Source organism: Pseudomonas sp. GW822-FHT02E03 (assembly GCF_058802325.1).
The window spans coordinates 1-25,196 of sequence record NZ_JBXAOA010000016.1 but is presented as its reverse complement, the minus strand read 5'-3'; the positions used below and the strand labels follow the sequence as shown (position 1 = coordinate 25,196).

Below are 25,196 nucleotides of genomic sequence, written 5' to 3'. Positions count from 1 at the left end.
CTGTGGGAGCGGGCTTGCCCGCGAAAGCGGTGTGTCAGGCAACATCAATGTCGGCTGACACTGCCTCTTCGCGAGCAAGCCCGCTCCCACAGGGATTGCATTTAAGCTTAATTGAATGGCATTAGCCGCATTTGCGGTCCCATTGCCTCTACATCTCAACCTGCGTGCCCAGCTCGATCACGCGATTGAGCGGCAACTTGAAGTATTTGAGGTTGCTGTTGGCGTTCTTCAGCAAGAACGCGAACAGGCTTTCGCGCCAACGAGCCATGCCGATACGTTTGGTCGGGATAACCGTCTCCCGGCTGAGGAAGTAAGTGGTGCGCATCGGGCTGAAATCCAGCTCTTTCAAATGGCACAGGCTCAACGCCAGAGGCACGTCGGGCTCCTCGATAAAACCAAAGTGCAGACTCACTCGAAAGAACCCTTCACCATAAGCCTCGACCTCGAATCGCCGGTCCGCCGCCACACGTGGGCTGTCTTCAGATACCACGGTAAGCAACACCACCTGCTCGTGCAGCACCTGGTTATGCAACAGGTTGTGCAAGAGGGCATGAGGGACCGCATCCGCCCTGGCCGTCAGAAATACCGCGGTACCCTGCACACGATGGGGTGGTTGCGAGCCAATGCTGCTGATGAACAACGGCAGCGGCAGCGAGGTTTCGTCCAGCCGCTCGACAATGATCTTTCGGCCCCGTTTCCAGGTGGTCATCAATATGAACAGGGCAATACCGGCAATCACCGGGAACGCACCGCCCTGGAAGATCTTCGGCGCATTGGCGGCGAAGTACAGGCTGTCCACTATGAGAAAACCCAAGAGTATCGGGATAGCCAGCCAACGAGGTGTTTTCCAAAGCAGCAATACAACAGCCGAGGACAGAATGGTGGTAATCAGCATGGTGCCCGTCACCGCCACACCATAAGCCGCCGCCAGTGCACTGGACGATTCAAAACCGATGACCAGCAACACGACGCCGACCATCAGCGCCCAGTTCACCATGCCGATGTAAATCTGCCCCTGCTCCTGACTGGAGGTGTGCTGGATAAACATCCGCGGCACGTAACCCAGCTGAATGGCCTGGCGAGTCAGTGAGAACGCGCCGGAAATCACCGCCTGGGAGGCGATGATGGTGGCCAGTGTCGAGAGCGCGACCATCGGCAGCAACGCCCAGTCAGGTGCCAATAGATAGAACGGATTACGTACCGCTTCAGGGTTCCCGAGGATCAGCGCGCCTTGGCCAAAATAGTTGAGTACCAGGCCGGGGAGCACCAGGATGAACCAGGCTCGGGCAATGGGTTTGCGACCAAAATGGCCCATATCGGCATACAGGGCTTCAGCACCGGTCAATGCCAACACGACGGCGCCCAGGATGGCGACGCCAATGCCCGGATGAACCACGAAAAATTGCACCGCCCACGCAGGATTCAGCGCTTGCAGAACTTCCGGCCGTTGCAAGATGCCGTAAATGCCGAGCGCACCCAACACCACAAACCACAGCACCATGACCGGGCCGAACAGGATGCCGATACGAGCCGTGCCGTGTTTCTGTATCAGGAACAGCGCTACCAGGACGACCACGGACAGCGGAACCACCCAATGCTCAATGCCATCGAACGCAAGCTGTAGCCCTTCAACCGCAGAGAGCACCGAGATGGCCGGGGTGATCATGCTGTCGCCGTAAAAAAGTGCCGCGCCAAACAGGCCAAGCAATACCAGGACCCTGCTCATTTTGGGATACGGCGCAGCGGCCCGACGTGCCAGTGCCGTCAAGGCCATGATGCCCCCTTCGCCCTGGTTGTCGGCACGAAGGATAAACAGCACGTACTTGATCGAGACGACCCAGATCAGTGACCAGAAGATCAACGACAGAACGCCCAGTACACCGTCGTGATTGGCCTGGACTCCGTAATGACCGGCGAACACTTCCTTCAGGGTGTAAAGAGGGCTGGTGCCGATATCCCCATAAACCACGCCCACCGCGGCGATGAGCAAGCCCACTCCCGAGGTTTTGGAATGGGATTCTTCATGGGCCGGGATCGCTGTTTCGCTCACGGGTAGCTTCTCGATAAGGAGGAAGGATTGCAATGTCAGTCAGTTTAGCGAAATCCATGTGGGAGCGGCGGTGCGACGATTCGACTTGCTCGCGAAAGCGGTGTGTCAGGCGACATTAATGTTGAATGGGCCACCGTCTTCGCGAGCAAGCCCGCTCCCACAGGTTTCGCACTTAACTGACTGGAATCAGGAAAAATTACAGGCATATTCATGATCAAAAAAACGCGGCAAGTATCGTCGCGAAGGAGAATATCGACCGTAAAGAATTCGTAAAATTGTACGGGCAGCACCCTCCGCCAATGATCATCAAGCGATTCACTCCTATTTTGCCGTCCCGCCACGAGGTTTATAGAACAGGAACTTCCGGGTCTCAGCCGTCTTGGCGTATTTCTTCGCCCAGGCGGGCTTCACCGTTCTATCGTGGAAATACAAGGCACCATGGGTTCGGTCCGTGAGTTGCTTGTTGAGTGCCTTGCGCGCGATTTCCTTGGCGAGGGCATATTCGTCGTCTTCCTTTACCTGATCTGCACGTCCGTCACACCACCATGAAAACTGGCAGGAGCCCGTTTCAGAGCCTTGCTTGACCACGGCGCACACCGTATCGGGAAAACCCTCATGGCCGAGCCGGTTCATGACCACGCTGGCGACGGCTTCCATATCCGCACCGGCCACACCTTTGGATTCCCAATAGATGCTGCGTGCAAGGCAGGTGATTGCATCGTCCAGAGGGGCTGCGCCTGCCGGATCGACCGCCTGCACTTCGGACGGGGTGATGACCTCGGACTTGGGCACCGGAAGTTCGCTGTCCTTCTCGGCGGCTTTCTCTTCCAGGACCTGCGCCTTGTCTTCAGCCACTTCCTGTTTTTGCTCCTGCTCAGTCGCCAACACCTGGCCGCCTAAAAGGATGATTGCGAAGCAGGTGAGTACCCATTTAAATCGCATGATCGATCCTTCCGATGACACTGGCTTGAGCAATGAAACGGCGATGTTGTAGCGCTGACCTGCTGTGATTGTAGTCGCCGCACGTTATTCCAGCCGTCTGACAATAAATGCATGTCGGCGCAAAAAGGCATTGCGTGCGCAGGGGGGAAATCGCGCATCATGAGTGCAGTCCGTCCAAGGGAGATTTTCATGCGCAGCCTGTCATCCGTTTTGCATCTCGCCGTGTTGTCATTCGGGCTGATGTTCAGCGTCGCCGCCTCGGCGGTCGATGAAACGCAGCTGGTCGAGTCGATCAACGTTTACCGCAGCCAGGTGCAGCGCTGCGGCGGCCAGGCGTCTGCGGAACTGCCGCCGCTGGCGAGCGATCCGCGTCTGGTCCTGTCCGCCAACAGCATCGGTGACTTGCAACAGGCACTGGCCCGCGCGGCGTATCCGATGGTCAATGTCCAGGCGATCAGCCTCTCCGGCCCGCGTGATGCGCCGTCCGCCATGAAGGCGATTCAGGAGAGCTTCTGCCAAGTGGTGCTGGACCCGCAATTCGTCGACATCGGCGTCAGCCGCAATGGCCGTGAATGGCGCATTGTGCTGGCGCGTCCGCTGTTGACCGGGCGATTGGGTGACTGGCAGGCGGAGGGACAGAAACTGCTTGAAGCGATGAACAGCGCCCGCGCCCAGACGCGCCAGTGCGGCACCCAAGCCTTTACCGCCACGACGCCGCTGGCCTGGAACGCCACACTGGGCTCCGCGGCCGAGACCCACAGCCGGGCCATGGCCAACAATAACTATTTCGATCACAAGGACCGCGACGGCCGCACACCGGGTGATCGGGCTGAACTGGCCGGTTACGCCGGTCAACAGGTCGGCGAGAACATCGCCGCCGGGCAAGACACCGTGCGCAAAGTGGTCGATGGCTGGCTAGCCAGCCCAGGCCATTGCGCCAACCTGATGAACCCGCAATTTCGTGAGCTGGGTGCGGCTTACGCGGTGGACCCGAAGAGTGACGCAGGCATTTACTGGACGGCGATGTTCGGGACGCCGTGAAGGCTTGAATCGACCGTTGAAAAAAGGACTCATCATTTGAATAAAGCCCCCTCTTCGACCGTCGATCAAAACCTGTCGAAGCCTGAGGCCATCAGCCTGCGGGAAGCGTTCCTGTTCTGGCTGAAACTCGGCTTTATCAGTTTCGGCGGGCCGGCCGGACAGATCTCGATCATGCACCAGGAGTTGGTGGAGCGCCGACGCTGGATCTCGGAACGGCGCTTTCTGCATGCCCTCAACTACTGCATGTTGTTGCCTGGGCCTGAGGCTCAGCAATTGGCGACCTACATCGGCTGGCTGATGCACCGGACGTGGGGTGGCCTGATTGCCGGCGCGCTGTTTGTGCTGCCTTCGCTGTTCATCCTGATCGCGTTGTCATGGCTGTACATCGCCTTTGGCGAAGTGCCGGTGGTGGCCGGGCTTTTTTATGGGATCAAGCCTGCCGTGACCGCCATTGTGGTGCAGGCGGCCCACCGGATCGGCTCGCGGGCATTGAAGAACAATTGGCTGTGGGGCATCGCCGCGGCTTCATTCACGGCCATCTTCGTGTTCAATGTGCCCTTCCCGTTGATTGTGCTGGGCGCCGCGATCATCGGTTATGTCGGTGGACGTCTGGCACCTGAACGGTTCCAGACCGGGGGCCACGGTGCTGCGAAAAAATCCTTCGGCCCCGCCTTGATCGATGACGATACCCCGCCTCCCGAACACGCCCGTTTCAACCGTTTTAAATTGCTGCGTCTGTTGCTGGTGGGTGCGGCGTTGTGGGTATTGCCGATGGGCATTCTCACCACGCTGTTCGGCTGGGAAGGCACCCTGACCCAGATGGCCTGGTTCTTTACCAAAGCGGCATTGCTGACATTCGGCGGCGCGTACGCCGTGTTGCCTTATGTGTATCAGGGCGCGGTCGGCCATTATGGCTGGCTGACACCCACGCAGATGATCGACGGTCTGGCACTCGGCGAAACCACCCCCGGGCCGCTGATCATGGTGGTGGCCTTCGTCGGTTTCGTCGGCGCCTATGTTCAGCAGGTGTTCGGCCCTGACCATGTGTTCCTGGCCGGCGCCCTCGCCGCCACGCTGGTGACCTGGTTCACCTTTCTGCCATCGTTCCTGTTCATCCTCGCCGGCGGTCCGCTGGTGGAGTCGACGCACAACGAACTCCGGCTCACCGCGCCGCTGACCGCGATTACCGCGGCGGTGGTCGGCGTGATCCTTAATCTGGCGTGTTTTTTCGGCTACCACGTGCTCTGGCCCAACGGCTTCAGCGGCCAACTCGACTGGCCTTCGACGCTGATCGCCATTGCGGCGGCCATCGCCTTGTTCCGCTTCAAGCGGGGTGTGATCGAGGTGTTGACGGGGTGCGGCCTGATCGGGTTGGTGGTGCATTTGCTGCGCTAGCGCAGCAAATGCGATCAATTAAGTTGTCGCTGCCTCTGCAGTTCGGTCTTCAACCACGTATCTGCCGGTTGTACACCCGCCGGACAGCGCACTTCATAGGCGCGACCACTCACACTGCTTTGGGTGGCCGCCAGGGCGATGAAGTTTTCTGCGCTATTGATCTTGTCCTTCTCTTCGAGGTACTCAAGCTTCTTTTCCAGATGCGCCCGGGCCTGAGCGCCCGGGTATTCGCTCCCGTTGCGCACAAACCGGCACTCACTGTGCTCGACAAAGTCCAGCAAGCTGTTTATTTCCTGAGTGGCTTGAGGTGGGGTTTGCGCCTGTGCATTGAGCACCACTGCGGTCAGGCCGATACCCGCCGCGATCAACCAGTGGCTGAGATGCCGAGTGAAACGTCCAGGCAGAACTCCCATGGTGACACCTCGCATGACTGACGGCAGATCAGAGCGGTGGTGCCCGCTCTGAAGGCTGGCGAGCAAGTATCAATCGTCGTCGCGGTCGTCGCTGTCCCGGTCACGATAACGACGGCGATCATCACGCCGGTCGTAATCCCGGTCATACCGTCGATCATCACGCTGGTCATAACCTCGGTCATGGTCGCGACGGTATTCACGGCGGTGATCCCGATCGTACCTGTCATCATCTTCCCAGTGAGGAAAGCAGCCTCCCAACAAGAGAGTAGCTGCAATGGCCAGGGTCATTATCGCGGTGCGCTTCATTTGAACATCCTAAAAGCAAAGGTCAGAGCTGCGGGGCTGAGTTGACGCTATCCACGAATTCAATCGAAGAGCGTGCAAACCGCAGATACGACCTTCCAGATGCTCAATGATTCAGTTATCGCCAGGCCTTACAGCGTTCTTTGGCTGTTACCGATGGTTTTGGCTTTTTCGATGGCCCAGTCCATCGCCGCTTCCATGTCCAGCAGATGCGGCGATGGGTGGTTGTCCTCAACGATGGCCGAACCGTCCGGCCAATAGACACCCATGAACATCTTCAGCGAGCCGTCTCTCAATATCTCGGCTTTAACCTCAATGCTGCATCCGTTCGATAGCGTTTCCGAGTGGATCATATGGCGCTCAGTCATGGCTGCATTCCTCCCGTCGTTGCTATCAGCGTAACCCATGCAGCACTGAGCGCGATGACGCTCAAACGTCTATCTGCACCACCTCGATCCCCAGTTTTTGATAATCCTCGACATTGCCCGAGGCCACGTGACGTTCGGTGATCAGGGTATGCACGCGGTTGCAAGGCGCAACCACGAAGGGCTCCACCGCCCCCAGTTTGTCCGCGGTGGTAACCGCAATCACGTGGGAAGCGCTGGCGAGCATTGCCTGCTTCACCGGCACCTCATCGAAATGCAGCGAGCTGATGCCGACTTCCGGATGAATGGCGCAGACCCCGGTGAACAGCAGATCGGCCTTGATGCCTTCGATCAACCGCAGGGTTTCATGGCCGCCGGAAGACATCGTCGCGGGATTGAGCTGACCACCGGCAACAATCACCGTGATGCCTTTGTATTCAGCCAGGGTGATCGCGATCATCGGCGACGCGGTAATGGCCGTGATGGAGATGTCAGCGGGCAGCGAGCGCGCGATCTGCAGCGTGGTGCTGCCGGAATCGAAAATCACGATCTGGCCATCTTTGACGCGGCGTGCGGCGAGTTGCGCCAGGCGGGTTTTCACCTCATCGGTTTCGCCAACCCGAGTGAAGTAATCCTTGCCCGTATCCTTGGGCCGCGGCAGCGCCCCGCCATGCACCCGCTGCACCAGCCCGGCGCTGGCCAGCTCCGACAGATCCCGGCGGATGGTGTCTTCGGACACAGCAAAATGCTGGCTCAGCTCGGAGGCCATGACCTTACCGTCGCGTTCAAGGATCAAAAGGATTTTCTGACGGCGCAGCTGCGGGAGTTCGGTGATGGAATGCTCGGCTTGCATGGTTATGCCTGTTTTTGCGTGTTTGTGCGAGATTAGTCAAACACTGGAGTGAACACAACCGGCATGGCAGCGCAGAACCTGTGGGAGCGGGCTTGCCCGCGATGGCGGCGGCACTTACAGCATTAATGTCGCCTGACACGCCGCCTTCGCGGGCAAGCCCGCTCCCACAGGATTGTGGTCAACTGATGCCCCTCACAACGCACTCACAATGAACTCCCTCAACCATTGATGCGCAGGGTCGCGATGAACACGCTCGGGCCAGAGCATCGACATCTCGTAACCCGGGACATCAAGCGGTGGCTCGACCACCTCCAACGCCCCCGCATCGCGAACCAGCCGTGACGGCAGCATCGCCACCATGTCAGTACTCTCCACCACCGACCGCACAAACAGGAAATGCGGGACTGAAAGCACCACCCGGCGTGTCATGCCCACCGCCGAAAGCGCCTGGTCGGTAACACCCTGAAACGCCCCACCATCCCGTGACACAATCACGTGGTCGAGTTCACAGAATTGCGCCAGTGTCGGCCGCTTTTTCAACTGCGGATGGCCAGCACGCCCTACCAAAACATACCGCTCGGTAAACAACGCTCGACGCCGCAAGCCGAGGGGAGCGTCCTCGCTGGTGTGGAAAGCCAGATCGATTGCCCCCTGCTCCGCTTGCCTGGCGATCTGCGACGGAACCAGGTCAAACACCGCCAAACGCGTGCCCGGTGCTGCCGAACGCAGCCCGGCTAACGCAGGCAAAACGATAGTCGTCTCACCGTAGTCGGACGCCATGACATTCCACGTCTGCCGTGCCTCAACCGGGTTGAAAGGGCTGGCGGGTGACACGGCGCGCTCCAGGGCTTCCAGGGCCTGGCGCAACGGCTCGCGCAACTCATCGGCCCTGGCCGTGGGCCGCATGCCCCGTGGTCCTGGCAATAACAGTGGATCACCGAAAATGTCCCTCAATTTGGCAAGATGAACACTCACCGACGGTTGAGACAAACTCAGGCGTTGCGCCGCACGGGTCACGTTGTGTTCCGAGAGCAAGACATCAAGGGTCAGCAGCAGATTGATGTCCAGGCGTCGCAGATTATTCATGGTAATACCTGGCATATTGGTTATTCATTTCCAATATACCGGGCAAAGCCCGACTCTGCAGCCTCCTGACACCGGAGACTCAGCCATGAAAGTTCTGCTCGTTTATGCCCATCCCGAACCAAAATCATTGAACGGCTCGCTCAAAGACTTTGCCGTCAAACGCCTGGAAGCTAACGGCCACCAGGTGCAAGTCTCTGATCTATACGCGATGGACTGGAAAGCCTCGCTGGATGCCGATGACAGTCCCGGCCGCCCAGCCGAATCGCGGTTCAATCCTTCGCTGGACTCCAAACTTGCCTTCGAAGAAGGCCGGCAAAGCCAAGACATCGTCCTCGAACAGGAAAAACTGCTCTGGGCCGATACCGTCATTCTGCAGTTTCCGCTGTGGTGGTTTTCGATGCCGGCGATCCTCAAAGGCTGGGTGGAACGCGTCTATGCCTATGGTTTTGCCTATGGCGTAGGAGAACATTCCGATGCGCGCTGGGGTAACCGCTATGGAGAAGGTACGCTGACGGGCAAACGGGCGATGCTGATCGTCACCGCGGGTGGATGGGAGTCTCATTACAGCCCTCGGGGCATCAATGGGCCCATCGATGATGTGTTATTCCCGATTCAGCATGGCGTGCTGTTTTACCCTGGTTTCGACGTGCTGCCACCGTTCGTGATCTATCGCACCAGCCGAATGGACGAAGCGAAATTTTCGACGACCTGCGACGCGCTCGGTCAACGGCTTGATGACCTCGGGAGGACCGCACCGATTCCTTTCTGGCCGCAGAATGCAGGCGCGTATGACATCCCGCAACTCACGTTGCGTGCGGAGATTGCGTCGGATCAGACTGGGTTTGCAGCTCACGTCAGACAGGCAGAGCGTGATGAACAAGACGTGCGAGCCGCATCCGCAAAAGCGCGCGCCGTGTAGAACAAACTGGCTACCCGCAAATACGAAAAAGCCCGCACAAGGCGGGCTTTGGAAATCGATGTAGGTGGCCAGCGCTGGTCTCTGGCTTACAAGGTTTATCGGGCCTCTCACAGAACAGGATTTTTAACTTTAGGCTGTTCTGCCTCACACGGCATAAGGGCTGGATCTCAGCGCGGAGATCTTTCTAACCGTGTACCCTTGGGAGCGCGCCCCACGCTTCCTCGCTATCCCTTTGCGCATCAGTCTGCGTCTTCACCTACAGCTTCAGAATAGCAAATCGTTCGAGGTCTGGGTCGGGCTTTTTAGACCGATTCTTTTCTAAGGGAATGACAGGTAAATGGAAAGATACTAACGCTGCGCACCTATGGAATCCCCTCACCACAATGGAACTCTCCTTTCCCTTTAGGGATGGAATTTCCCACTCGGCCCCGCACCCGTTTTTGTTGTGCGAAAAATCTTATAGCCCACCGTCTGCCTGGCTGACGTCATATCGACATCGATCACCATGACATTCGAGTGATTACCGTAAAAGGAATCCGGATCGATACACGACAGCGTGGAAATTCCATTAGGCAGGGTGTGCGAGTGGTTCATGTTGTAGATCTGCTCGGGCCTTATGTTTGGGGTGTACTGGTTTATCGGACTGGACATCAACTCATTGATCACCGTGCTTTTCTCACCGCGCGAAACCGCAAGCGTGGCGTGATAAGAGGTGTGCATGTCGCCCGTCAGGAAGGTCAGGCGTGACACGTTTTTTTCGAGGACATGCTCAAGGATGCGGCTTCGCTGTTCTTCGAAAGCAGGATCCGACCATTTGTCACCTTCAGAGTTTTTAACCACCCCCACGAATGGCACGCTGGTGACAACGAACTTCAGGTCATCACGGTAACGCGACAGCCAGCGCAACAGGTCGTCTTCCTGGACATCATCAAGCAAACACTTTTGCGCCGTGCTGCGGTAATAACGGGTGTCCATGACAAAGAACTTCACCGCGCCGTAGTTGAACTCGTAGTGGTAATGATGCTCGGCATGACGACTCGAAGGATTGTGCGAATGCTGAAACTCCCAATACGCCTTGATGGCGGCGTTTGCCAGCGCTTGCGTGGACGAACCGGTGGCCGTGTCGAAGTTGTTGATCAGTTCATGGTCGTCAAGAATCATGTAATGCGATAACTCTGTCAGCGTCCGGCGCGCGGGCACACAGTCCTCCCAGGCATCCAGATACTTGTCACGAAAGAACTGCACATCGATGGAGGGCTGGCGCGGGATGTCCGAGTAAATCTGGTCGCCGCAATGAATCATGAAGCGTGCGTCGTTGTTTTTGGCCACCCGAGAAATCTCGACCCAGGCGCGGTCGGGCCTCTCCAGTATCCCGAGCGAATGCAAATTGCAGGAGCCGAGCACGAAAGAGAATGATCCGGTCAGTTCTACCGCGGGAAAGGTGCGAAAACGCCCCTCGGTATAGGCATCACGAACTCGCTCATCGGCTGCCGCACCGCGGGTCTTACCGAAGGCCACCTTCACGGTATAAGGCGTATCGGGATTGAGCTTTTTCCACTCCAGAACGCCCGTGTAAAACTCCATTGGCTGGGCATCGAGCACCTTGGTGGGGCCTGTCGCGTTGTTGTCGCAATCCACTACATCAACAAAGGCCACCGGCCAACGCTCGCTGGCGCGTACCCAGACTTTAATCGACGTATCGGTGGTATGACCGAGAATGAGCCGCGCCATCTGATGTCCTCCTGAAACCTGAGCAGCAGTTCAGTCGATAAATCAGCATCGCGCCACTAAGACATCAAACCCGCCGCGTAAGAACAAAGCCCTGATGATTTGGGGGCTTTGTCGTTTCTGGCTGGAACACCCTCCGCAAATCTCGCCAACAATCGCTACGACCGCAACACCCCGATCGCCCGCCGATACTTCTCAACGCGCTCCAGATCCTCCCAGGACGGCTGGGCAATCCGCGACAAGTCGCTGTTCTCTTCCAGATCCGCCAGTTTCACCACCCGCCCGATCGGGCTCTGCGCCGCGCGCTCGATAAACGCCTCGTAGGATTCGCCCGGCACCTTGGTCACCGACGCAATAGCCATCAGCACCGTTTCGCTGAAGCCTTCCTTGCGCAGATCGTCGAAGCTGATGCCGCAGTCCTCGACCACGTCATGTAGCACCGCGACGATGCGCTCTTCCAGCGTGTTCACCCGCAGCATGACCTTCAGCGGATGCAAGATATAAGGCGCGCCGCCCTTGTCCACCTGCCCCTCATGCGCCGCCGCGGCGATGGCAATGGCGCGTTCCAGTGTCTGACTCATGGGATTCTCCTCGGGTTAAACGCCGTAACGGCCGGCGACATGAATGTTGCGCTTGGCACCCTCAGCGTGGCGTTCGAGAATCATCGACACCAGCGTCGCCTGATCGACGACCGGATGACCATCCACCACTTCAGCGACCCAGCCACAACCAGACTTCTGCAAATGCAGACGCCACTCACCCGGCCAGGCTTCAAGCGCCGACACCGCCAACCACGCCGCCCCACCCTGCTCGCAATGACCGCCACCGATGGACTGCTCGAAACAAAAAGGCATATCCGGGCGGGAAAGGTCGATGTGAAAGAGATAAATGTCCTGGGTTTTGTGCTGTGGCGTGGGGGCGTTGTTGCGGCTGCCGATTTCGATCATGGGCATGCTCGATCCTTGAAATCCCGTTGGAGTTCAGTCTACGACGGTGGCGGCGCTGAACGGAAGCAAGCGTACTCACCACCGAAAATCCTGCGCCTGCTCGTTCGATGAGCGCACGGCCAGGATTTTGAAGTCCGAAAATCTCGTAGGAAATAACCTATTGTGGGGGGGAGCTTGCTCCCGCTGGGCTGCGAAGCTGCCCCAAACCCTGCTAGCCCATTTCCTCAGACACACCGCAATGCCCGGTTTTACTGCGTTACGACATAGAACGAGGAAGAGCCACCTCGCCAAGATGACCATTTGAGCGTCCTACAGCCCGGTTGCGGCTACCGAAGTCGCTGCCTAGAGTGGGTCTGTCGCTGACCACATTCAGCGATAGGGTTTCGCAGCCCTACGGAATAGAATCATCCTGCACCGTCATAAGACACCCAGGCGTGCTACGCCTGCGCCTCATTTTATGGCGACTGTGCGTGGGAGACCTTCGGGTCTGCCGGGTTTGATTCTTCCCTGGTCTGCGAACCCGCGCATAGTTGCCACCCATTTTGTTTCGCAGCAAAAAGGTGGCAGTTCATTCCCTTCATAAAGAATCTTTCCTAATGACAATGAACAATCCGCTCCGCCACTACACACCCATGTCCCATTTCGCCACCGACCACCCCGTCCTCCTCATCGACGCCGACGCCCCACTGCGTGAACTCCACAACTGCCTCAGCGAACGCCTCAACGCCGTCCTCAAATACCTCAACCTCATGGCCTGCACCAGCCTGCCGGACTACGCCGAGCACGACATCAACACCGTTACCAACATCGCCCGGATCATGGTCCAGGATGTGAGCGATGTATTTCGGGTGATTGAGCAGCGTGGGTTTGATGCGCCTAAGGGGCAGTGATCAGAGTTGAGTCGTAAAAAAACCCGCACTGAGTTGCGGGTTTTTTGTTTTGTTCAGGCCTGTCGAGTTGTCGAGAGGATTGTCTTCTCTATCAGCGCGGCGACTTCCTTCGCGCCGTAACATCGAAATTTAACGCTGCCAGTGTCGATATCAAGACGGACGATCTTCATCCCGAACCAACCCTCAACGCTGACCTTTCTGACCAACTCCAGTGGGAGTTCAATATCCAGCGTCCCATCCTGAACGAGGCGGTTCATGGCATTTGCGCTCAAGCGAACTGCGGTTTGAGTCAGCACCATTTTCCCGCCGACCCACAGCCCTCCGTATGCTTTCTTGAAGGCCCCCAGCACCCAGCCCAACGCATTCACATTGCCAGCTCCGGCTATGGAATATAAATCGTCAACGTTGTCGTATTTCACCTCGGCATCGGCCACCAGAAAATTGACCCACTTCGACTTTAAAATCTGTCCAGTCATCTTTTCCTCTCCGTAGTTTGAGTAGCAGCCCTGAAACTCAGATGCCTGTTTTGTCCGGGGCGCGCTGCACGAACACAATATCGTCGCTATAAGCGCCGTCCTACTTGGCAACCAGCTCATGTTAATATGCCACCACTCTTTCAATGAAGTACACCCGCATGGATGCCACGTCCCGCCCTTCCAGCTTTTTTTCACTGCTTACCGTTGCCGTGATCCTCTCTGGATGCCAAGCAACAAAACCCGCTCAAATCACAACACCCGAGGCCCAGCCAGGCCTTGCGGTTTTCAACAGTGTGATGTTGGAGACCCCCGAGCCGAGTTCGATTGTGCGAGAGGGAGACAGGATCACCTATTTAGTAACTTCGTCCCCCAGCCCGGAACTCCACTATCTGGCACGCTTCGATGCCAACTGCGGCCAACCCGATGCGCAAATGGCTTACCGCAGCAAAGCAGGGATGTCTCTATTCGCCGTTAAACCGCGGGGGTATTCGGAGGAATCCTGGCAATTGCCTGCGGAACAAAAGAGCCAGTACCTGCAAAGTGCGCAGTTGAAGCAAGTGTGTGCCCAGACAACACCTCCTCAATGGCGCGTGTTCTCGGCACCCGAGCTTCAGGATTGGCAGATGATCGACCGCGCCAGCCTGAAAGTAAAAGGTGATGAGGTGACTTTCTGGACGGCTCGGGTACTACCCGGCGAGATGTTGATGCCCGGCAAAAACGTCTTGTATGGGCAGGTACGCCAGCGGTGGACGGCCAACTGCGCCCTGAAACAACTGACCGCATTAAGCCATTTCTACCTTGATGCTCACAGTCATGTGCTCGCTGGAAACATGCAGCCAGATCTTAAAACCGTCGGCCTGCAAAGCCTCGGCGCCGATGAGCGTCAGCTTTTTCAGGTGGCCTGTGGCAAGCCGCAATCGCTGGATCAATACAAACCTTTTGAAGGACGCGAGCAGTCTCCCTTCGAATTGCCGGTCCCCGCCGTTGCCGTCCCCGTGTTGAGAGCCATCGAGGCATTGAACATGCCCAAACCGGAGAAAAGCATTCGGCACTTACGTCGGGTGTTCACGGATAAGTCCGAGCCAAGGCAGTATTCAGATGAAGGCGTACGGCTTAACGGGCGTGACTCGAAATACCTTTCTGACGAGACGAGTAAACAACTGACGGAGCGTTTTAAAGGCAGAGGAAGTCAGTGGGCCAAAGTCACTTTCCGGGGTCTGATTGACCTTGCTGAAAGTGAATTCAACAATCATGCAGGTGAGATAACGATCGAGAATAAGGCGCTGACGAAACTCAGCTTCGAGGGCGATTGGGCGAACATGCCGGTCGGCGCACTCCTGCGATACACGACGCAGGATATGCAGCTTCTTTATACCAACGGCGGGAAAGGTCCCAGAGCCTTGGTGCCGGTCGACGACAGATACAGCTGTGAGGTGCAGTCGCAGAAACCCGCCAGCACGTATCACCCGAGTTTGACCGGAACTGCCAAGGTACTCAGTTGCACAAGAGATGCCTACCAATACAGCACCGACATTTACGTCTACCTCGAAGCGTATGGAATGTTTGTGCCGATCCAATACGTCACACGGAACGTGCAGGGCGAATGGACGATTGAGGTGGTGGAATCTTGAGTTGCCTGGCCATCAGCAAAAAAATCCTTGAAGTGGAAGCACAACTCTCGAAATTCCCGGGTTCAGCCTGTCGCACCACATGAGCGATCAACTCCCCAAAAGCTTCGTGACCGAGGACGATTGTACCGGCGTCCTGCTGGGAGCCCTGGAACCGGATTTCCCGACCCGACTGGATGACATGCCGTTATCTCCAGTCAGGTTGGTTTCGATGGTATTGATCACCGCATCGGAGCTTGAATATGTCCGATCGGGTGGGCGAGCAGCACGCGACGATCTGGTCAGCCGTTTGAAGGCCGCCGGCATCGGACATATGAGCAATCTGAATCGTGCTAGCGTGTGAAAACCGAGCGGCCGCTTTCATGTGAGCAATCAGGAAAGACACCGTACAGTGCGCTGTCCTCCCAGGAGCGTTCACAGATGAAAACCTACTGCCCGATGTTCTGGTCTCTGGATCAGGGCATCGACTACAGCGCGCCGATACTCCACCTCAAAGACATCGTGCCGAGCGTTGGCAAAAGAACCTTCGCGTTCTTTGATAGCCATGACCGTTTAGACGTTGGTGAGATCCTTCTGCTTATCTGGTGCCCGCCAGCTTCCGACTTGAATGGCTGGAGTGAACAACCTTCAGAAATTGCCCAAAGCCACCTGCTGAAGGCGAAAGTTGTCGGCGCGGCTCAAGCACCAGAGCAGTCAGCAGAACGCCTGCATAACATTCACCACGGCAAGCTCAAGTACCCACTCGACATCCTCTCCTGCGAGAGATTTCTGCCAGCACTGCAAGCACTCCAAGAAGATTCGACGTCTTGGTATCTACAAGAGATTGGAACCGCGAACGGGAACTTCCTGGCCTGGGATGAGTTGCATTGGTGCGGCAGCGCAGTGGTTGAAGGCCTCACCTATTTAACGGCGAGCACCTCAAGCGAGACTTACATGGAATTGATCCTCAAAGTGGCTGACGACGAGATCATTGGGCTCTTTTCGCTGCACATGAATCCGGGTGGTGACTCCTATGATTTTGGTAGAAAGAGCCTCACAGGCGAGGAACGGCGGGCAGTCAAACATGCACTCAACATCGCGCAGCCACTTCATGACACACAGGCTGCTTACCTTGCGGAGTAACGCGACGGTGTGACTTCAGACGCAGTCGAGTGACAGACTCCTCAAAGTGCCCCGACCCCTCACTATCGCGAGCAATCCCGCTTATGCCCCCACCCCCCCCAAAAAAATTTAATGAATCCTGCCGAGCCTCCCCACGGGAAATCCCGCGCCTGAACGTTCGATGAAGGCACGGCGAGGATTTTGAAGTCTGAAAAACATGTAGGAATCTGCCCTTTGTGGCGAAGGGGCTTGCCCCCGTTGGGCCGCGAAGCAGCCCCAAACCCTGCTAGCCCGTTTCCTCAGACACACCGCAATGCCCGGTTTTGCGGCGGCTGCGCCACCGAACGGGGGCAAGCCCCCTCGCCACAGTGAGCGCGTGTGGTCCTACAGGCCGGTTGCGGCTACCGAAATCGCTGCCTAGAGTGGGTCTGTCGCTGACCGCAGTTGGCGATAGGGTTTCGCAGCCCTGACGATACGTGTAGTAACCTTGCACCCCATAACCAGCAACGGCCGCACAAACGCGCCCGTACTCCGTTTTATGGTGGCTGTGTGTGGGAGATCTTCGGGTCTGCCGGGTTCCTCGTATCCTCGGTCTGGTGATGGGGATGTCTTGCAAGGCCCTGTCTCCAGGGCCTCCCAAACAACAACGATCAGTAAACCTGCACCCGCCACAACTCCCGCGACGAAGAACCCGCCGACATCGGAAACCGCCCATGCAGCGTCCGATAGTTGTCGATCAACACCAGATCACCCTCGTTCCATTGATGGGCAATCAGGCACTCCGGGTCATAAACCAGCGAGTTGACCTGTTCGAGCAACACCTGTTGAGCCTCTTCATCATGGTCCTGCACAGCCTGGCTCAGGGTCTGCAGTGTCGAGTCGGTGCCCTCTTGGTAACGCAGGATGAGTTCGCCGCTGCGGGGATGATGATCCACCAGGCTGTACATGCGCGGGGAGCCACCGAAGTAGGTCATCTTGGTGTAGTAGGTGATGTTCACGTCCTGCCATTGTCGGGCGACTTGCTGGCCGACTTTGCGCAGTACGTTTCGGCTGTCGACGATGGTGGTCTGACCTTCGCCCGGCTGCGGCGCGGTCTTGCAATACAGCATGAATTTGCTGGCGCAGAATTTCGGGTTGCGCTGAACCTGCGCGTCGCTGTCGGGCAGCATGTTCAGGTCCCAGTGCAACGGCGTTTTCTCCAGCGAGTGCACCACGCCTTGGGGTTTGTCCGCAGGTTTGACCACGTGCACGGCGCCGAAGGCCCATTCGTACAGCGTGCCAAAGCGTTCGCAGCTGCGAGCAAAACTGTCCTGGTCGTCGAAGCGGCAGCCCTTGAGGCAGACGAAACCGAAGGTTTCCACCAGTGCTTCCAGCAGGCCCGTGGACAGTCGTTCGAAACCCAGCCCCAACGGGTCTCGCACCACCAGGCCAAACAGCGGCAGTTTTTGCAGTTCGTATTCGAAGCCTTTGGCCTGCGGGTTTTCTGTTTGGTGGTAGAGCCACGGGCGACCTTGCCAGGTGACCAGCACATGGTGGTCGAGGTCGACCTGGGCGCGGGCGCGAAGGGTTTGGCTGCCATCGAGGTTGCACACCGGTACGGCGTGCCAGGGGCTGTCGACACGGGTCAGCCCTTCGGCCAGGCCGAAGGTGAATTTGGGCCCGGCATTGCTGTATTGGTGGACCGACAAGCGAATGTCATCGCCGAAGAAACGATCCACTGCCGCATTCAATGCCTGCCCGCGAAACATCATTTGGTAGGCTTTGAAGTTGATTTGCTGCAGGTACTCGTCCTCGCTCTGCCCGTCTTCACGGCACAGACGCAGGTCGTTGTAGAGGTGACTGCAGAGGTGGTCATGCGCCTGGCTGAGGGATTCATCGTGCCGGCTCTGCTCGATCAGCTCCCCAACATTTTTCCAGGGCAGACGGGCCTGCTTGATCAGGCTGGCGCGAACCGACTCGGCACTTTGGGCCTGAGGGAACAGGTCTTCCATGCTGACCCACTGAATCGTGTGGGTGGTGCACAGTTCACGCAAAGCCCGGTTGTAGGTCTCGCGAACGTCGTCGGCCACCCCGACGATGTCGTTGAAGGTCGTTCCGTCACTGAGGATCGAGACCACACAACCCGGTGCGTGCAGCGCGGCGATGGCTTGGCCGAGTTGGTCGAGGCGCTCGATGGCGATGACCTCGCCGTAGTCCGGCAACACGCCGAATGTCTGGTCAGTGGCGTTTGGCGACTTGCAGGGAAAGCCTGGCAATACCAGACGTACCGGCAGGCGCTGATCGAAGCAATGCCCCAGGCGTAGCGCGAGATGCGCTCTGCCTTGTGTGTCGAAACAATCATCCGTGCCTTTGAGCAGATAACCCGCGAGCAAATCGCTGACGGCAGCGATCCAGGCGTCTCTATGTTCCATAGAACAATTTCCTTGAGAGTGTGTGTATCAATAGGATTTAACGGTGTCGCCATGCTCGGTGAATGCATGCGCCGTACCGCAGACTTGCCGCAGAATGCGCAGCAATCCGGCCGGCTGTTCGCAGCAGATGTTCGGGGCCAGCGCCTGCAAGTCAGGTGTCAGGCCATAGCCCCAAGTGACCGCCGCCGAGTACATGCCTGCAGCACGGGCGGTCTTCAAATCGATCTCGGTGTCACCGACGAACAAACAGCGTTGCGGATCAATCGATAATCGCCGGGCAGCTTCCCATGCCACCTCCGGTTGAGGTTTGAGCGCCCTGCCCGCGCGGTGCCCCAAAATCGCCCCGAAGGTATTCTGTGGAAGCAGCGCATCGGCTACTTGCAGGGCCATTTCCTCGGTCTTGTTGGTCACGATAGCCAGCGGCACTTGCAATTGGCGACAGCCTTCGAGCAAGGCAAGCACACCGCTGAAGGGTCGGGAAAACTGAACAAGGTTGTTTTGATACAGCGCCACATAACGCTGGTGCAGCGCGGCCGCATCGGCAATGCCAAACCGCGTGGCGACCTGCTCGATCATCGCTGTGACCCCACCGCCGATATAACCCCGCACCGTTTCCGCTGACTGCGCCGGGCAACCGTGTTCGAGCAACACCTGGTTCAGGCACCAGGTGATGTCAGGCAAGGTGTCGACCAGGGTCCCATCCAAATCGAAGAGTACGGCTTCGACCCGCAACCGAGACGCCATCATTGAGCACTGGCGTAGTGACAAGGACGCCCCTTGCGGAACACCAAGCGGTGGTAACGCTCATCGACATTGCTGCGTTTTTCGAGGGTGACCACACCCCGTCGCTTGATAGCCACCGAATGCCAGGGCGTGCGCCACAGGTCACTGGTTGGCACCAGTCGAATACCGATCTTGGCCGACACCGCCAGTTGCGGGTGAATCGACAGGCGCAGGCAATGCGGGTAGCGCGCCTGTAACAGCGCACTCCAGGCCTCACTGCGCTGGATCACCCGCTGCGACGCCGGTTTGGCGATTTTCTTCACCGCATTAAGGCTCATGCCGGCGAATACCTTGAGCCCCGAGTAATCCTCGGACAGGAAGCGATGGATGCCGCAGTACATCAACATCATGTGCGGCTCATCCTTGAAACGCTGCTGCAACAAGACCAAGGACTGGCCGTGCTCGATCATCATCTCCTCACGCATGGCGTCCAGACAATCAAGCGGAGGATAGGCATCCCGCAGATCGAAATGAGCGAACGTGCCGGGATAGTGCTGTTCGGCGTAGTCCTGGATAGCATCGGTGTAGGCTTTGACGTCGGCATCGGGAACATGCACCAGGTCAGAGAACACATAGCCATCGGAGCAGATATGAATCAGCGCCCCTGGTGCGTAGATCTGCTGGATCTCATTGCACAGGCGATGTAACTCGTCGATGGCATGATGTTCGGCAAGATCGGGCAGATGACTGAGGGTTTTCTTGCGGCTGGGCGACTTGCCGGGAAAGGCTGGCAAGACCATTTCGACCTTGCGACCGCTTTCGACTGCTTGCATGACCCTGGTCAGATGGGGTTCCAGCACCTGCAACGAAAGCTCGTGATCCTGCCCCGGGGCAAGGCTACGACGTCGAAACAGGCATTCGAGAATTTGCTGGGCAATGTTCATGTGCGCGTTGTTCTGACGCTCGTGCACCAGCTGACCGCACACCTGTTGAGCAACGGTGTTTGAACCCTGCATAGACAATCCCTTGTGTGGTGAATAACGGCCATTTTTTGGCCGTCAGCAGATATTCCTTACCTGCGGGCGGCTAAATTCCTACAAGTCGTTACGAGTGTCAATCGTGGCAATCAGGAATATTGCGGGCTGCACGAGCCCCTCCGGGTCTGCCGTCGGTGAAGCTATCAACCAATGCCAAACCTACAAAAGCGCTTTCACCATCGGCACACAAGCCAGCTGAAGCCCGGAGGGCGAATGGTAAATAGCTGGTTCGTGACCAACGAAACCGCAGCGCCGGTAAAAGTCAGCGGCGTTTAAAGTGGCATCCAGATTGACTTCACTCAGCCCCAAATTCCGCGCCAGGCATTCAAGATAGTCCAAGACTCTCAAACCAATGCCACGTTGCATAAAACTCGGGAGCACAAAGATTGCGCCGATTTCACTCTTCTCCAGATCAAGCATTCCTGTCGCCACCGGCTCACCCTGAATACAGCCCAGATAAAAGTGTTTATTCATCAGGTCGCTATACCCGTCCTTGGCCGCTCCTGCCGTCCAGGCCAGCATTTGCTCCGTGGTATAGGCACCGACGCATTGATGCCGTATCGCTTGAAGGCGAATGTCGAACGCCGTTTGGGCATCGCTGTGCGTGGCGCGTCTAATCTCAAACATTTCATTCTCCATTGGCAATCGGTAGACGGAGAACTAAAAAGCCCCGTCCATTTCTGGCGGGGCCTTGGGTGATTACGTCAAATCCGGTGAACGCATGACCTCATGGCCCGCCGGAGGCGGTCATGGAGGAGCACATCATGTTCATGCGGGGGATGCAGGTCATGGGTCGATAGTGTTTTGGATGATCCGGGTTGTCAATCGTGGGGCGGAATGATTAGGAACAGTACCCGGTTTTACGACTGCTTCGCAGCCGAACGCAGCCTTCGGCAGCTGCTACAGGTTTGATGTTCGCTATCGGTATCAGAAGTTCGCGGGGGTGTTGGCGCTGATGATTTCCGCCTCATCCGCCCCAATATTGCGAAACCGATGCGGCAACGTCGTCGGAAAGTAATACCCATCTCCAGCATTCAACACACTAATCTGCCCATCCACGGTCAGCTCAACCGTGCCACGGGTTACAAGCCCACACTCCTCCCCCTCAGCATGCACGATGGGTTCTTCACCCGAACTCGCCCCCGGCGCGTATTGCTCGCGCAAAAGCCGCATCTGCCGACTCGGCACCGAAGCGCCGATCAGCAACAACCGCAACCCATGACGCCCGAGATCCGGCTGTTCATTGGCGCGGAACACGTATTGGTGCTCGCGGGGCGGTTGGTCGAAGGTGAAGAAGTCCGCCAAAGACATGGGGATGCCTTCGAGCAGTTTTTTCAGGGAGCTGACGGAGGGACTGACGCGATTCTGTTCGATCAGGGAGATGGTGGCATTGGTGACGCCGCTACGCCGGGCCAGCTCGCGCTGGGACAGTTTGTAGCTTTCGCGTACTAATTTGAGTCGTGAGCCCGTGTCCATGACAGCCTTATGCGAAGAATACTTAAGGGGTAATGGGGGTGGGTGGCGGGCGACTGGTGGCCGCGGATCACGCCGTTTCCCGTCCCGGAACCGTGAAAGGCGGGTATTAAATCACGTTTGTTGGTGTTGCTCAGCAGGTTCGATAAACGGCTGATAAATCGAATAGGAGAATGATAGCCGTCCGTCCATGCACGAAACCTGTGGGAACGGGCTTGCCCGCGATGGCGGTGGGTCAGGCGGCATCGATGGTGGCTGATATGGCCTCATCGCGGGCAAGCCCGCTCCCACAGTGGTCGGTGTTGTTCGCAAAAGTTTTGTAGGTCGCCAATTCCCTGTGGGAGCTGGGCTTGCCCGCTCCCACAGGGATTGTGGTGTGGTATTGGCCGGCGGCACCTTTTGGGGGGACGCCGGCAGGTTCAGCTTAGATACCAAACCGGTCGCGCAGCGCGTAATACGCGGCGCCCATGGCGGTGAGCGGGGCCTGGAAGGTGCGGCCGCCGAGCATGGGCATGTGCGGCAGGGAGGCGAAGGCGTCGAAGCGTTCGGCGTCGCCGCGGATCATTTCCGAGATGAGTTTGCCGGCCAGGTGCGAGCAGGTAACGCCGTGACCGCTGTAGCCTTGCATGTAGTAGGCATTTTTCTCGATGCGGCCGAATTGCGGCATGCGGGACATGGTCAGCAGGAAGTTGCCGGTCCAGCGGTAGTCGATTTTCACGTCCTTGAGTTGCGGGAAGGTCTTGAGGATTTTCGGTCGGATCAGTTGTTCGATGTCGTCGGGCTCGCGAGCGCCGTAGACCACTCCGCCACCGTACAGCAGGCGGTTGTCGGCGGTGAGGCGGTAGTAGTCGAGCAGGTAGTTGCAGTCTTCGACGCAGTAGTTGTTGGCGATCAGGCTGCGGGCGACTTTTTCGGACAGCGGCTCAGTGACGACGATTTGCGAACCGCAGGGCATGCTTTTGCGCGTGACGCGGTTGTCGAGGTCTTGAGGCAGGTAGGCGTTGCCGGCGATCAGCAGGTACTTGGCCCGCACCACGCCTTTGGCGGTGCGCACGGTGATCGGCTCGCCGTAGGTGATTTCCACGGCGGCGGATTGTTCGTAGATTTTGCCGCCCAGGCGGATGATCGCGGCGGCTTCGCCGAGGGCCAGGTTCAGCGGGTGAATGTGGCCGCCCTGCATGTCGAGCAGGCCGCCGACGTAGTTGTCGCAACCCACTTCGCGCTTGATGTCAGCGGCGTCGAGCATTCTCAGGTTCTTGTTGCCATAGCGCTCCCAACTGCTCTTTTGCTCGGCCAGGCCGTTGAGTTGCTTTTTGTTCAGCGCCGCGAAGATGCCGCCGGGGCGGTAGTCGCATTGGATGTCGTACTCTTTGATGCGCGAACGGATGATATCGGCGCCTTCAAAGATCATGCTGCCGAGCACTTCGGCGGTTTTGTCGCCGTAGCGCTCTTCAATGACATCGACGTCGCGGCTATACGAATTGACCAGTTGGCCGCCGTTGCGACCGCTGGCGCCGAAGCCGACTTTGGCGGCTTCCAGTACGGTCACGCTGTAACCCGCTTCGCTGAGGAACAGCGCCGAGGACAAACCGGTGTAGCCGGCGCCGATCACGCAGACGTCGCAGTCCACCGCTTGTTCCAGCACCGGGAAGTCACCGGTGAAGTTGCGGGTGGCGGCGTAGTAGCTGTTTACATGCTTTTGTTTAACAGAGTCTTGTTTCATACATTTCTCCGATGGCCGCAAACTCTCGCCTGCGACCGTCGCTGTAAAAGTGTTAGAGCTTGATCCAGGTCGCTTTGAGTTCGGTGTATTTGTCGAACGCGTGCAGCGATTTGTCCCGACCGTTACCCGACTGCTTGAACCCACCGAACGGCGCGGTCATGTCGCCGCCGTCGTACTGGTTGACCCAGACGCTGCCGGCGCGCAAACCACGGGCGAAGGTGTGGGCCTTGCTGAGGTTGCTGGTCCATACGCCGGCCGCCAGACCGAAGATGCTGTCGTTGGCGATCTGCAGCGCTTCTTCAGCGGTGTCGAAGGTGATCAGCGACAGCACCGGGCCGAAGATTTCTTCCCGGGCGATGGTCATGGCGTTGGTCACGCCGTCAAAAATCGCCGGTTCCACGTACAGGCCACCGGTGTCTGCGAGGGTACGATTGCCGCCGGCAATCAGTTGCGCGCCCTGGTCTTTGCCGACCTGGATGTAGCGCAGCACGTTGTCCAGTTGGCGCTGATCGACGACTGCGCCAACAGTGGTTTCAGGATCGAGGGCGTGGCCTGGTTTCCAGGCTTGCAGCGCTTCCACCAGCAGCGGAATGAATTGCTCGCGAATCGAGCGTTCCACCAGCAGACGTGAGCCGGCGGTGCAGACTTCGCCCTGGTTGAAGGCAATCGCGCTGACCGCTGCCCGAGCGGCGGCGCGCAAGTCCGGCGCGTCGGCAAACACCACGTTCGGGCTCTTGCCGCCCGCCTCCAGCCAGACGCGTTTCATGTTGCTTTGCCCGGCGTAGATCAGCAGTTGCTTGGCAATCGCGGTGGAGCCGGTAAAGGCCAGCACGTCGACATCCATGTGCAACGCCAGCGCCTTGCCGACGGTGTGACCGAAGCCTGGCAGGACGTTGAACACGCCTTTGGGGATGCCAGCCTCGAGGGCCAACTGCGCGATGCGAATCGCCGTCAGCGGTGACTTTTCCGAAGGCTTGAGGATGAACGAATTGCCTGCCGCCAGGGCCGGGGCGAACTTCCAGCTGGCCATGATCAACGGGAAATTCCACGGCACGATGGCGGCGACCACGCCTGCTGGTTCGCGGGTGATGAGGCCGAGTTGGTCGTGCGGTGTGGCGGCGACTTCGTCGTAGATTTTGTCGATGGCTTCTGCGCTCCAGCGGATCGCGTTGGCGGTCGCCGGGATGTCGATGCTCATGGAGTCGCTGATCGGTTTGCCCATGTCCAGGGTTTCGAGCAGCGCCAGTTCTTCCTGATTTTGCAGAATCAGATCAGCGAAACGAATCAGGACGCGCTTGCGCTCGGCCGGGGGTAGTTTGGCCCAGATGCCGGATTCGAATGTGCGGCGTGCAACCTGCACTGCCGCATTGGCGTCGGCTTCGTCGGTGCTGGCGATGTTCGCCAGGAAGCGGCCGTCGACCGGGCTGATGCACTCGAAGGTGTCGCCGCTGAGCGCCGGGCAGTATTGGCCGTCGATGAATGCGCGGCCTTCTAGTGTGAGGGACTGGAAGCGTTGTTCCCAGTCGCTGCGAGTGTTTGTCATGGTTGTGACTCTACGCAGAGGAATATGTAGTTGCTGGATTGAAGCCAACCAGCAAAGGATCAAAACACCGCAATTCCCTGTGGGAGCGGGGGGGGGGGGGGGGGGGGGGGGGGGGGGGGGGGGGGGGGGGGGGGGGGGGGGGGGGGGGG

Annotated in this window: 24 protein-coding genes and 1 pseudogene; 7 read left to right on the top strand and 18 right to left on the bottom strand. The window is 58.1% G+C overall.

The genetic code is table 11. The annotated features are described in order from the left end of the window. Window positions 1–148 precede the first annotated feature (148 nt). Together AC1RQB_RS14180 and AC1RQB_RS14175 are read right to left on the bottom strand one after the other, a co-directional pair. Window positions 149–2,050, bottom strand: coding sequence for a potassium transporter Kup (locus AC1RQB_RS14180; RefSeq protein ID WP_063343337.1), 1,902 nt, complete (start codon window positions 2,048–2,050; stop codon window positions 149–151). Between the two features lie 321 nt (window positions 2,051–2,371). Then, entirely contained in the window at window positions 2,372–2,992 is a 621-nt protein-coding gene (locus AC1RQB_RS14175) for a cell wall hydrolase (RefSeq protein WP_063343336.1), read from the bottom strand. A 189-nt stretch (window positions 2,993–3,181) separates the two neighbouring features. On the opposite strand from AC1RQB_RS14175, the gene AC1RQB_RS14170 reads away from it, so the two are divergent. Further along, window positions 3,182–4,033, top strand: coding sequence for a CAP domain-containing protein (locus AC1RQB_RS14170; RefSeq protein WP_008068205.1), 852 nt, complete (start codon window positions 3,182–3,184; stop codon window positions 4,031–4,033). A 36-nt stretch (window positions 4,034–4,069) separates the two neighbouring features. Next, on the top strand, window positions 4,070–5,428 hold the full coding sequence (chrA, locus tag AC1RQB_RS14165; protein WP_063343335.1) for a chromate efflux transporter: 1,359 nt from the start codon (window positions 4,070–4,072) through the stop codon (window positions 5,426–5,428). Between the two features lie 14 nt (window positions 5,429–5,442). On the opposite strand, the gene AC1RQB_RS14160 is transcribed toward chrA, so the two are convergent. The 5 genes from AC1RQB_RS14160 to AC1RQB_RS14140 form a co-directional block, all read right to left on the bottom strand. Next, a complete protein-coding gene (locus tag AC1RQB_RS14160; RefSeq protein WP_063343334.1) occupies window positions 5,443–5,841 on the bottom strand; it encodes a YfeK family protein in 399 nt (132 codons plus the stop codon). 69 nt (window positions 5,842–5,910) lie between these two features. Next, on the bottom strand, window positions 5,911–6,147 hold the full coding sequence (locus tag AC1RQB_RS14155; RefSeq protein WP_081235314.1) for a hypothetical protein: 237 nt from the start codon (window positions 6,145–6,147) through the stop codon (window positions 5,911–5,913). A gap of 128 nt (window positions 6,148–6,275) precedes the next feature. Further along, the gene (locus AC1RQB_RS14150) at window positions 6,276–6,512 is read right to left on the bottom strand and encodes a hypothetical protein (protein WP_063343332.1); all 237 of its coding nucleotides are present in this window, start codon (window positions 6,510–6,512) and stop codon (window positions 6,276–6,278) included. A 61-nt stretch (window positions 6,513–6,573) separates the two neighbouring features. Then, window positions 6,574–7,362: a DeoR/GlpR family DNA-binding transcription regulator gene (locus tag AC1RQB_RS14145; protein ID WP_063343331.1), complete on the bottom strand. Its 789-nt coding sequence runs from the start codon at window positions 7,360–7,362 to the stop codon at window positions 6,574–6,576. A gap of 192 nt (window positions 7,363–7,554) precedes the next feature. Continuing rightward, window positions 7,555–8,448 carry a LysR family transcriptional regulator gene (locus AC1RQB_RS14140; protein WP_063343949.1) on the bottom strand — a complete coding sequence of 298 codons (894 nt, stop codon included), beginning with the start codon at window positions 8,446–8,448 and terminating at the stop codon, window positions 7,555–7,557. Window positions 8,449–8,533: 85 nt separating this feature from the next. Here AC1RQB_RS14140 and AC1RQB_RS14135 point away from each other — a divergent pair, with 85 nt between their 5' ends. Beyond that, window positions 8,534–9,367 carry an NAD(P)H-dependent oxidoreductase gene (locus tag AC1RQB_RS14135; protein WP_063343330.1) on the top strand — a complete coding sequence of 278 codons (834 nt, stop codon included), beginning with the start codon at window positions 8,534–8,536 and terminating at the stop codon, window positions 9,365–9,367. Between the two features lie 402 nt (window positions 9,368–9,769). Here the strand turns inward: AC1RQB_RS14135 and AC1RQB_RS14130 are convergent, their stop codons facing one another. The 3 genes from AC1RQB_RS14130 to AC1RQB_RS14120 form a co-directional block, all read right to left on the bottom strand. Next, window positions 9,770–11,098, bottom strand: coding sequence for an alkaline phosphatase D family protein (locus AC1RQB_RS14130; protein WP_063343329.1), 1,329 nt, complete (start codon window positions 11,096–11,098; stop codon window positions 9,770–9,772). A 155-nt stretch (window positions 11,099–11,253) separates the two neighbouring features. Next, on the bottom strand, window positions 11,254–11,676 hold the full coding sequence (locus AC1RQB_RS14125; RefSeq protein ID WP_063343328.1) for an HD domain-containing protein: 423 nt from the start codon (window positions 11,674–11,676) through the stop codon (window positions 11,254–11,256). A 15-nt stretch (window positions 11,677–11,691) separates the two neighbouring features. Further along, on the bottom strand, window positions 11,692–12,042 hold the full coding sequence (locus AC1RQB_RS14120) for a hypothetical protein (RefSeq protein ID WP_063343948.1): 351 nt from the start codon (window positions 12,040–12,042) through the stop codon (window positions 11,692–11,694). Window positions 12,043–12,638: 596 nt separating this feature from the next. Between AC1RQB_RS14120 and AC1RQB_RS14115 the strand changes: the two genes are divergently transcribed. Further along, window positions 12,639–12,932, top strand: coding sequence for a hypothetical protein (locus AC1RQB_RS14115; RefSeq protein ID WP_063343326.1), 294 nt, complete (start codon window positions 12,639–12,641; stop codon window positions 12,930–12,932). Window positions 12,933–12,985: 53 nt separating this feature from the next. Here the strand turns inward: AC1RQB_RS14115 and AC1RQB_RS14110 are convergent, their stop codons facing one another. Next, on the bottom strand, window positions 12,986–13,408 hold the full coding sequence (locus AC1RQB_RS14110) for a hypothetical protein (protein WP_063343325.1): 423 nt from the start codon (window positions 13,406–13,408) through the stop codon (window positions 12,986–12,988). Window positions 13,409–13,566: 158 nt separating this feature from the next. On the opposite strand from AC1RQB_RS14110, the gene AC1RQB_RS14105 reads away from it, so the two are divergent. The 3 genes and pseudogenes from AC1RQB_RS14105 (at window position 13,567) to AC1RQB_RS14095 (ending at window position 16,158) form a co-directional block, all read left to right on the top strand. Next, window positions 13,567–15,039 (top strand): hypothetical protein, encoded by a 1,473-nt coding sequence (locus AC1RQB_RS14105; protein ID WP_063343324.1) that lies wholly within the window; start codon window positions 13,567–13,569, stop codon window positions 15,037–15,039. Window positions 15,040–15,073: 34 nt separating this feature from the next. Continuing rightward, window positions 15,074–15,379, top strand: a pseudogene (locus AC1RQB_RS14100) (suppressor of fused domain protein); the annotation flags it as partial. 77 nt (window positions 15,380–15,456) lie between these two features. Next, window positions 15,457–16,158, top strand: a complete 702-nt coding sequence (locus AC1RQB_RS14095; RefSeq protein WP_063343323.1) for a hypothetical protein — start codon at window positions 15,457–15,459, stop codon at window positions 16,156–16,158. Window positions 16,159–16,787: 629 nt separating this feature from the next. Here the strand turns inward: AC1RQB_RS14095 and AC1RQB_RS14090 are convergent. The 7 genes from AC1RQB_RS14090 to AC1RQB_RS14060 all read right to left on the bottom strand — a co-directional run bounded on the left by AC1RQB_RS14090 (window position 16,788) and on the right by AC1RQB_RS14060 (window position 25,047). Beyond that, window positions 16,788–18,548 carry an isocyanide synthase family protein gene (locus AC1RQB_RS14090; protein ID WP_063343322.1) on the bottom strand — a complete coding sequence of 587 codons (1,761 nt, stop codon included), beginning with the start codon at window positions 18,546–18,548 and terminating at the stop codon, window positions 16,788–16,790. Window positions 18,549–18,575: 27 nt separating this feature from the next. Further along, complete coding sequence (locus AC1RQB_RS14085) at window positions 18,576–19,292, bottom strand: HAD family hydrolase (RefSeq protein ID WP_063343321.1); 717 nt, start codon at window positions 19,290–19,292, stop codon at window positions 18,576–18,578. Continuing rightward, window positions 19,292–20,287: an isocyanide synthase family protein gene (locus AC1RQB_RS14080; protein ID WP_063343320.1), complete on the bottom strand. Its 996-nt coding sequence runs from the start codon at window positions 20,285–20,287 to the stop codon at window positions 19,292–19,294. Before AC1RQB_RS14080 ends, AC1RQB_RS14085 begins: the two co-directional genes overlap by 1 nt. A 180-nt stretch (window positions 20,288–20,467) precedes the next feature. After that, window positions 20,468–20,935, bottom strand: a complete 468-nt coding sequence (locus AC1RQB_RS14075; RefSeq protein ID WP_063343319.1) for a GNAT family N-acetyltransferase — start codon at window positions 20,933–20,935, stop codon at window positions 20,468–20,470. A gap of 300 nt (window positions 20,936–21,235) precedes the next feature. Then, window positions 21,236–21,784 carry a cupin domain-containing protein gene (locus tag AC1RQB_RS14070; RefSeq protein WP_008011722.1) on the bottom strand — a complete coding sequence of 183 codons (549 nt, stop codon included), beginning with the start codon at window positions 21,782–21,784 and terminating at the stop codon, window positions 21,236–21,238. 421 nt (window positions 21,785–22,205) lie between these two features. Continuing rightward, complete coding sequence (locus tag AC1RQB_RS14065; protein ID WP_063343318.1) at window positions 22,206–23,504, bottom strand: NAD(P)/FAD-dependent oxidoreductase; 1,299 nt, start codon at window positions 23,502–23,504, stop codon at window positions 22,206–22,208. A 52-nt stretch (window positions 23,505–23,556) separates the two neighbouring features. After that, window positions 23,557–25,047 (bottom strand): aldehyde dehydrogenase, encoded by a 1,491-nt coding sequence (locus tag AC1RQB_RS14060; RefSeq protein ID WP_008068182.1) that lies wholly within the window; start codon window positions 25,045–25,047, stop codon window positions 23,557–23,559. Window positions 25,048–25,196 lie beyond the last annotated feature (149 nt).

What these genes read in the sequence shown, in the direction of transcription:
- AC1RQB_RS14175 (WP_063343336.1), bottom strand. Translation starts at nt 2,992, where the DNA reads ATGCGATTTAAATGGGTACTCACCTGCTTCGCAATCATCCTTTTAGGC.
- AC1RQB_RS14170 (WP_008068205.1), top strand. Translation starts at nt 3,182, where the DNA reads ATGCGCAGCCTGTCATCCGTTTTGCATCTCGCCGTGTTGTCATTCGGG.
- AC1RQB_RS14160 (WP_063343334.1), bottom strand. Translation starts at nt 5,841, where the DNA reads ATGGGAGTTCTGCCTGGACGTTTCACTCGGCATCTCAGCCACTGGTTG.
- AC1RQB_RS14155 (WP_081235314.1), bottom strand. Translation starts at nt 6,147, where the DNA reads ATGAAGCGCACCGCGATAATGACCCTGGCCATTGCAGCTACTCTCTTG.
- AC1RQB_RS14150 (WP_063343332.1), bottom strand. Translation starts at nt 6,512, where the DNA reads ATGACTGAGCGCCATATGATCCACTCGGAAACGCTATCGAACGGATGC.
- AC1RQB_RS14145 (WP_063343331.1), bottom strand. Translation starts at nt 7,362, where the DNA reads ATGCAAGCCGAGCATTCCATCACCGAACTCCCGCAGCTGCGCCGTCAG.
- AC1RQB_RS14140 (WP_063343949.1), bottom strand. Translation starts at nt 8,448, where the DNA reads ATGAATAATCTGCGACGCCTGGACATCAATCTGCTGCTGACCCTTGAT.
- AC1RQB_RS14135 (WP_063343330.1), top strand. Translation starts at nt 8,534, where the DNA reads ATGAAAGTTCTGCTCGTTTATGCCCATCCCGAACCAAAATCATTGAAC.
- AC1RQB_RS14130 (WP_063343329.1), bottom strand. Translation starts at nt 11,098, where the DNA reads ATGGCGCGGCTCATTCTCGGTCATACCACCGATACGTCGATTAAAGTC.
- AC1RQB_RS14125 (WP_063343328.1), bottom strand. Translation starts at nt 11,676, where the DNA reads ATGAGTCAGACACTGGAACGCGCCATTGCCATCGCCGCGGCGGCGCAT.
- AC1RQB_RS14120 (WP_063343948.1), bottom strand. Translation starts at nt 12,042, where the DNA reads ATGATCGAAATCGGCAGCCGCAACAACGCCCCCACGCCACAGCACAAA.
- AC1RQB_RS14115 (WP_063343326.1), top strand. Translation starts at nt 12,639, where the DNA reads ATGACAATGAACAATCCGCTCCGCCACTACACACCCATGTCCCATTTC.
- AC1RQB_RS14110 (WP_063343325.1), bottom strand. Translation starts at nt 13,408, where the DNA reads ATGACTGGACAGATTTTAAAGTCGAAGTGGGTCAATTTTCTGGTGGCC.
- AC1RQB_RS14105 (WP_063343324.1), top strand. Translation starts at nt 13,567, where the DNA reads ATGGATGCCACGTCCCGCCCTTCCAGCTTTTTTTCACTGCTTACCGTT.
- AC1RQB_RS14095 (WP_063343323.1), top strand. Translation starts at nt 15,457, where the DNA reads ATGAAAACCTACTGCCCGATGTTCTGGTCTCTGGATCAGGGCATCGAC.
- AC1RQB_RS14090 (WP_063343322.1), bottom strand. Translation starts at nt 18,548, where the DNA reads ATGGAACATAGAGACGCCTGGATCGCTGCCGTCAGCGATTTGCTCGCG.
- AC1RQB_RS14085 (WP_063343321.1), bottom strand. Translation starts at nt 19,292, where the DNA reads ATGGCGTCTCGGTTGCGGGTCGAAGCCGTACTCTTCGATTTGGATGGG.
- AC1RQB_RS14080 (WP_063343320.1), bottom strand. Translation starts at nt 20,287, where the DNA reads ATGCAGGGTTCAAACACCGTTGCTCAACAGGTGTGCGGTCAGCTGGTG.
- AC1RQB_RS14075 (WP_063343319.1), bottom strand. Translation starts at nt 20,935, where the DNA reads ATGTTTGAGATTAGACGCGCCACGCACAGCGATGCCCAAACGGCGTTC.
- AC1RQB_RS14070 (WP_008011722.1), bottom strand. Translation starts at nt 21,784, where the DNA reads ATGGACACGGGCTCACGACTCAAATTAGTACGCGAAAGCTACAAACTG.
- AC1RQB_RS14065 (WP_063343318.1), bottom strand. Translation starts at nt 23,504, where the DNA reads ATGAAACAAGACTCTGTTAAACAAAAGCATGTAAACAGCTACTACGCC.
- AC1RQB_RS14060 (WP_008068182.1), bottom strand. Translation starts at nt 25,047, where the DNA reads ATGACAAACACTCGCAGCGACTGGGAACAACGCTTCCAGTCCCTCACA.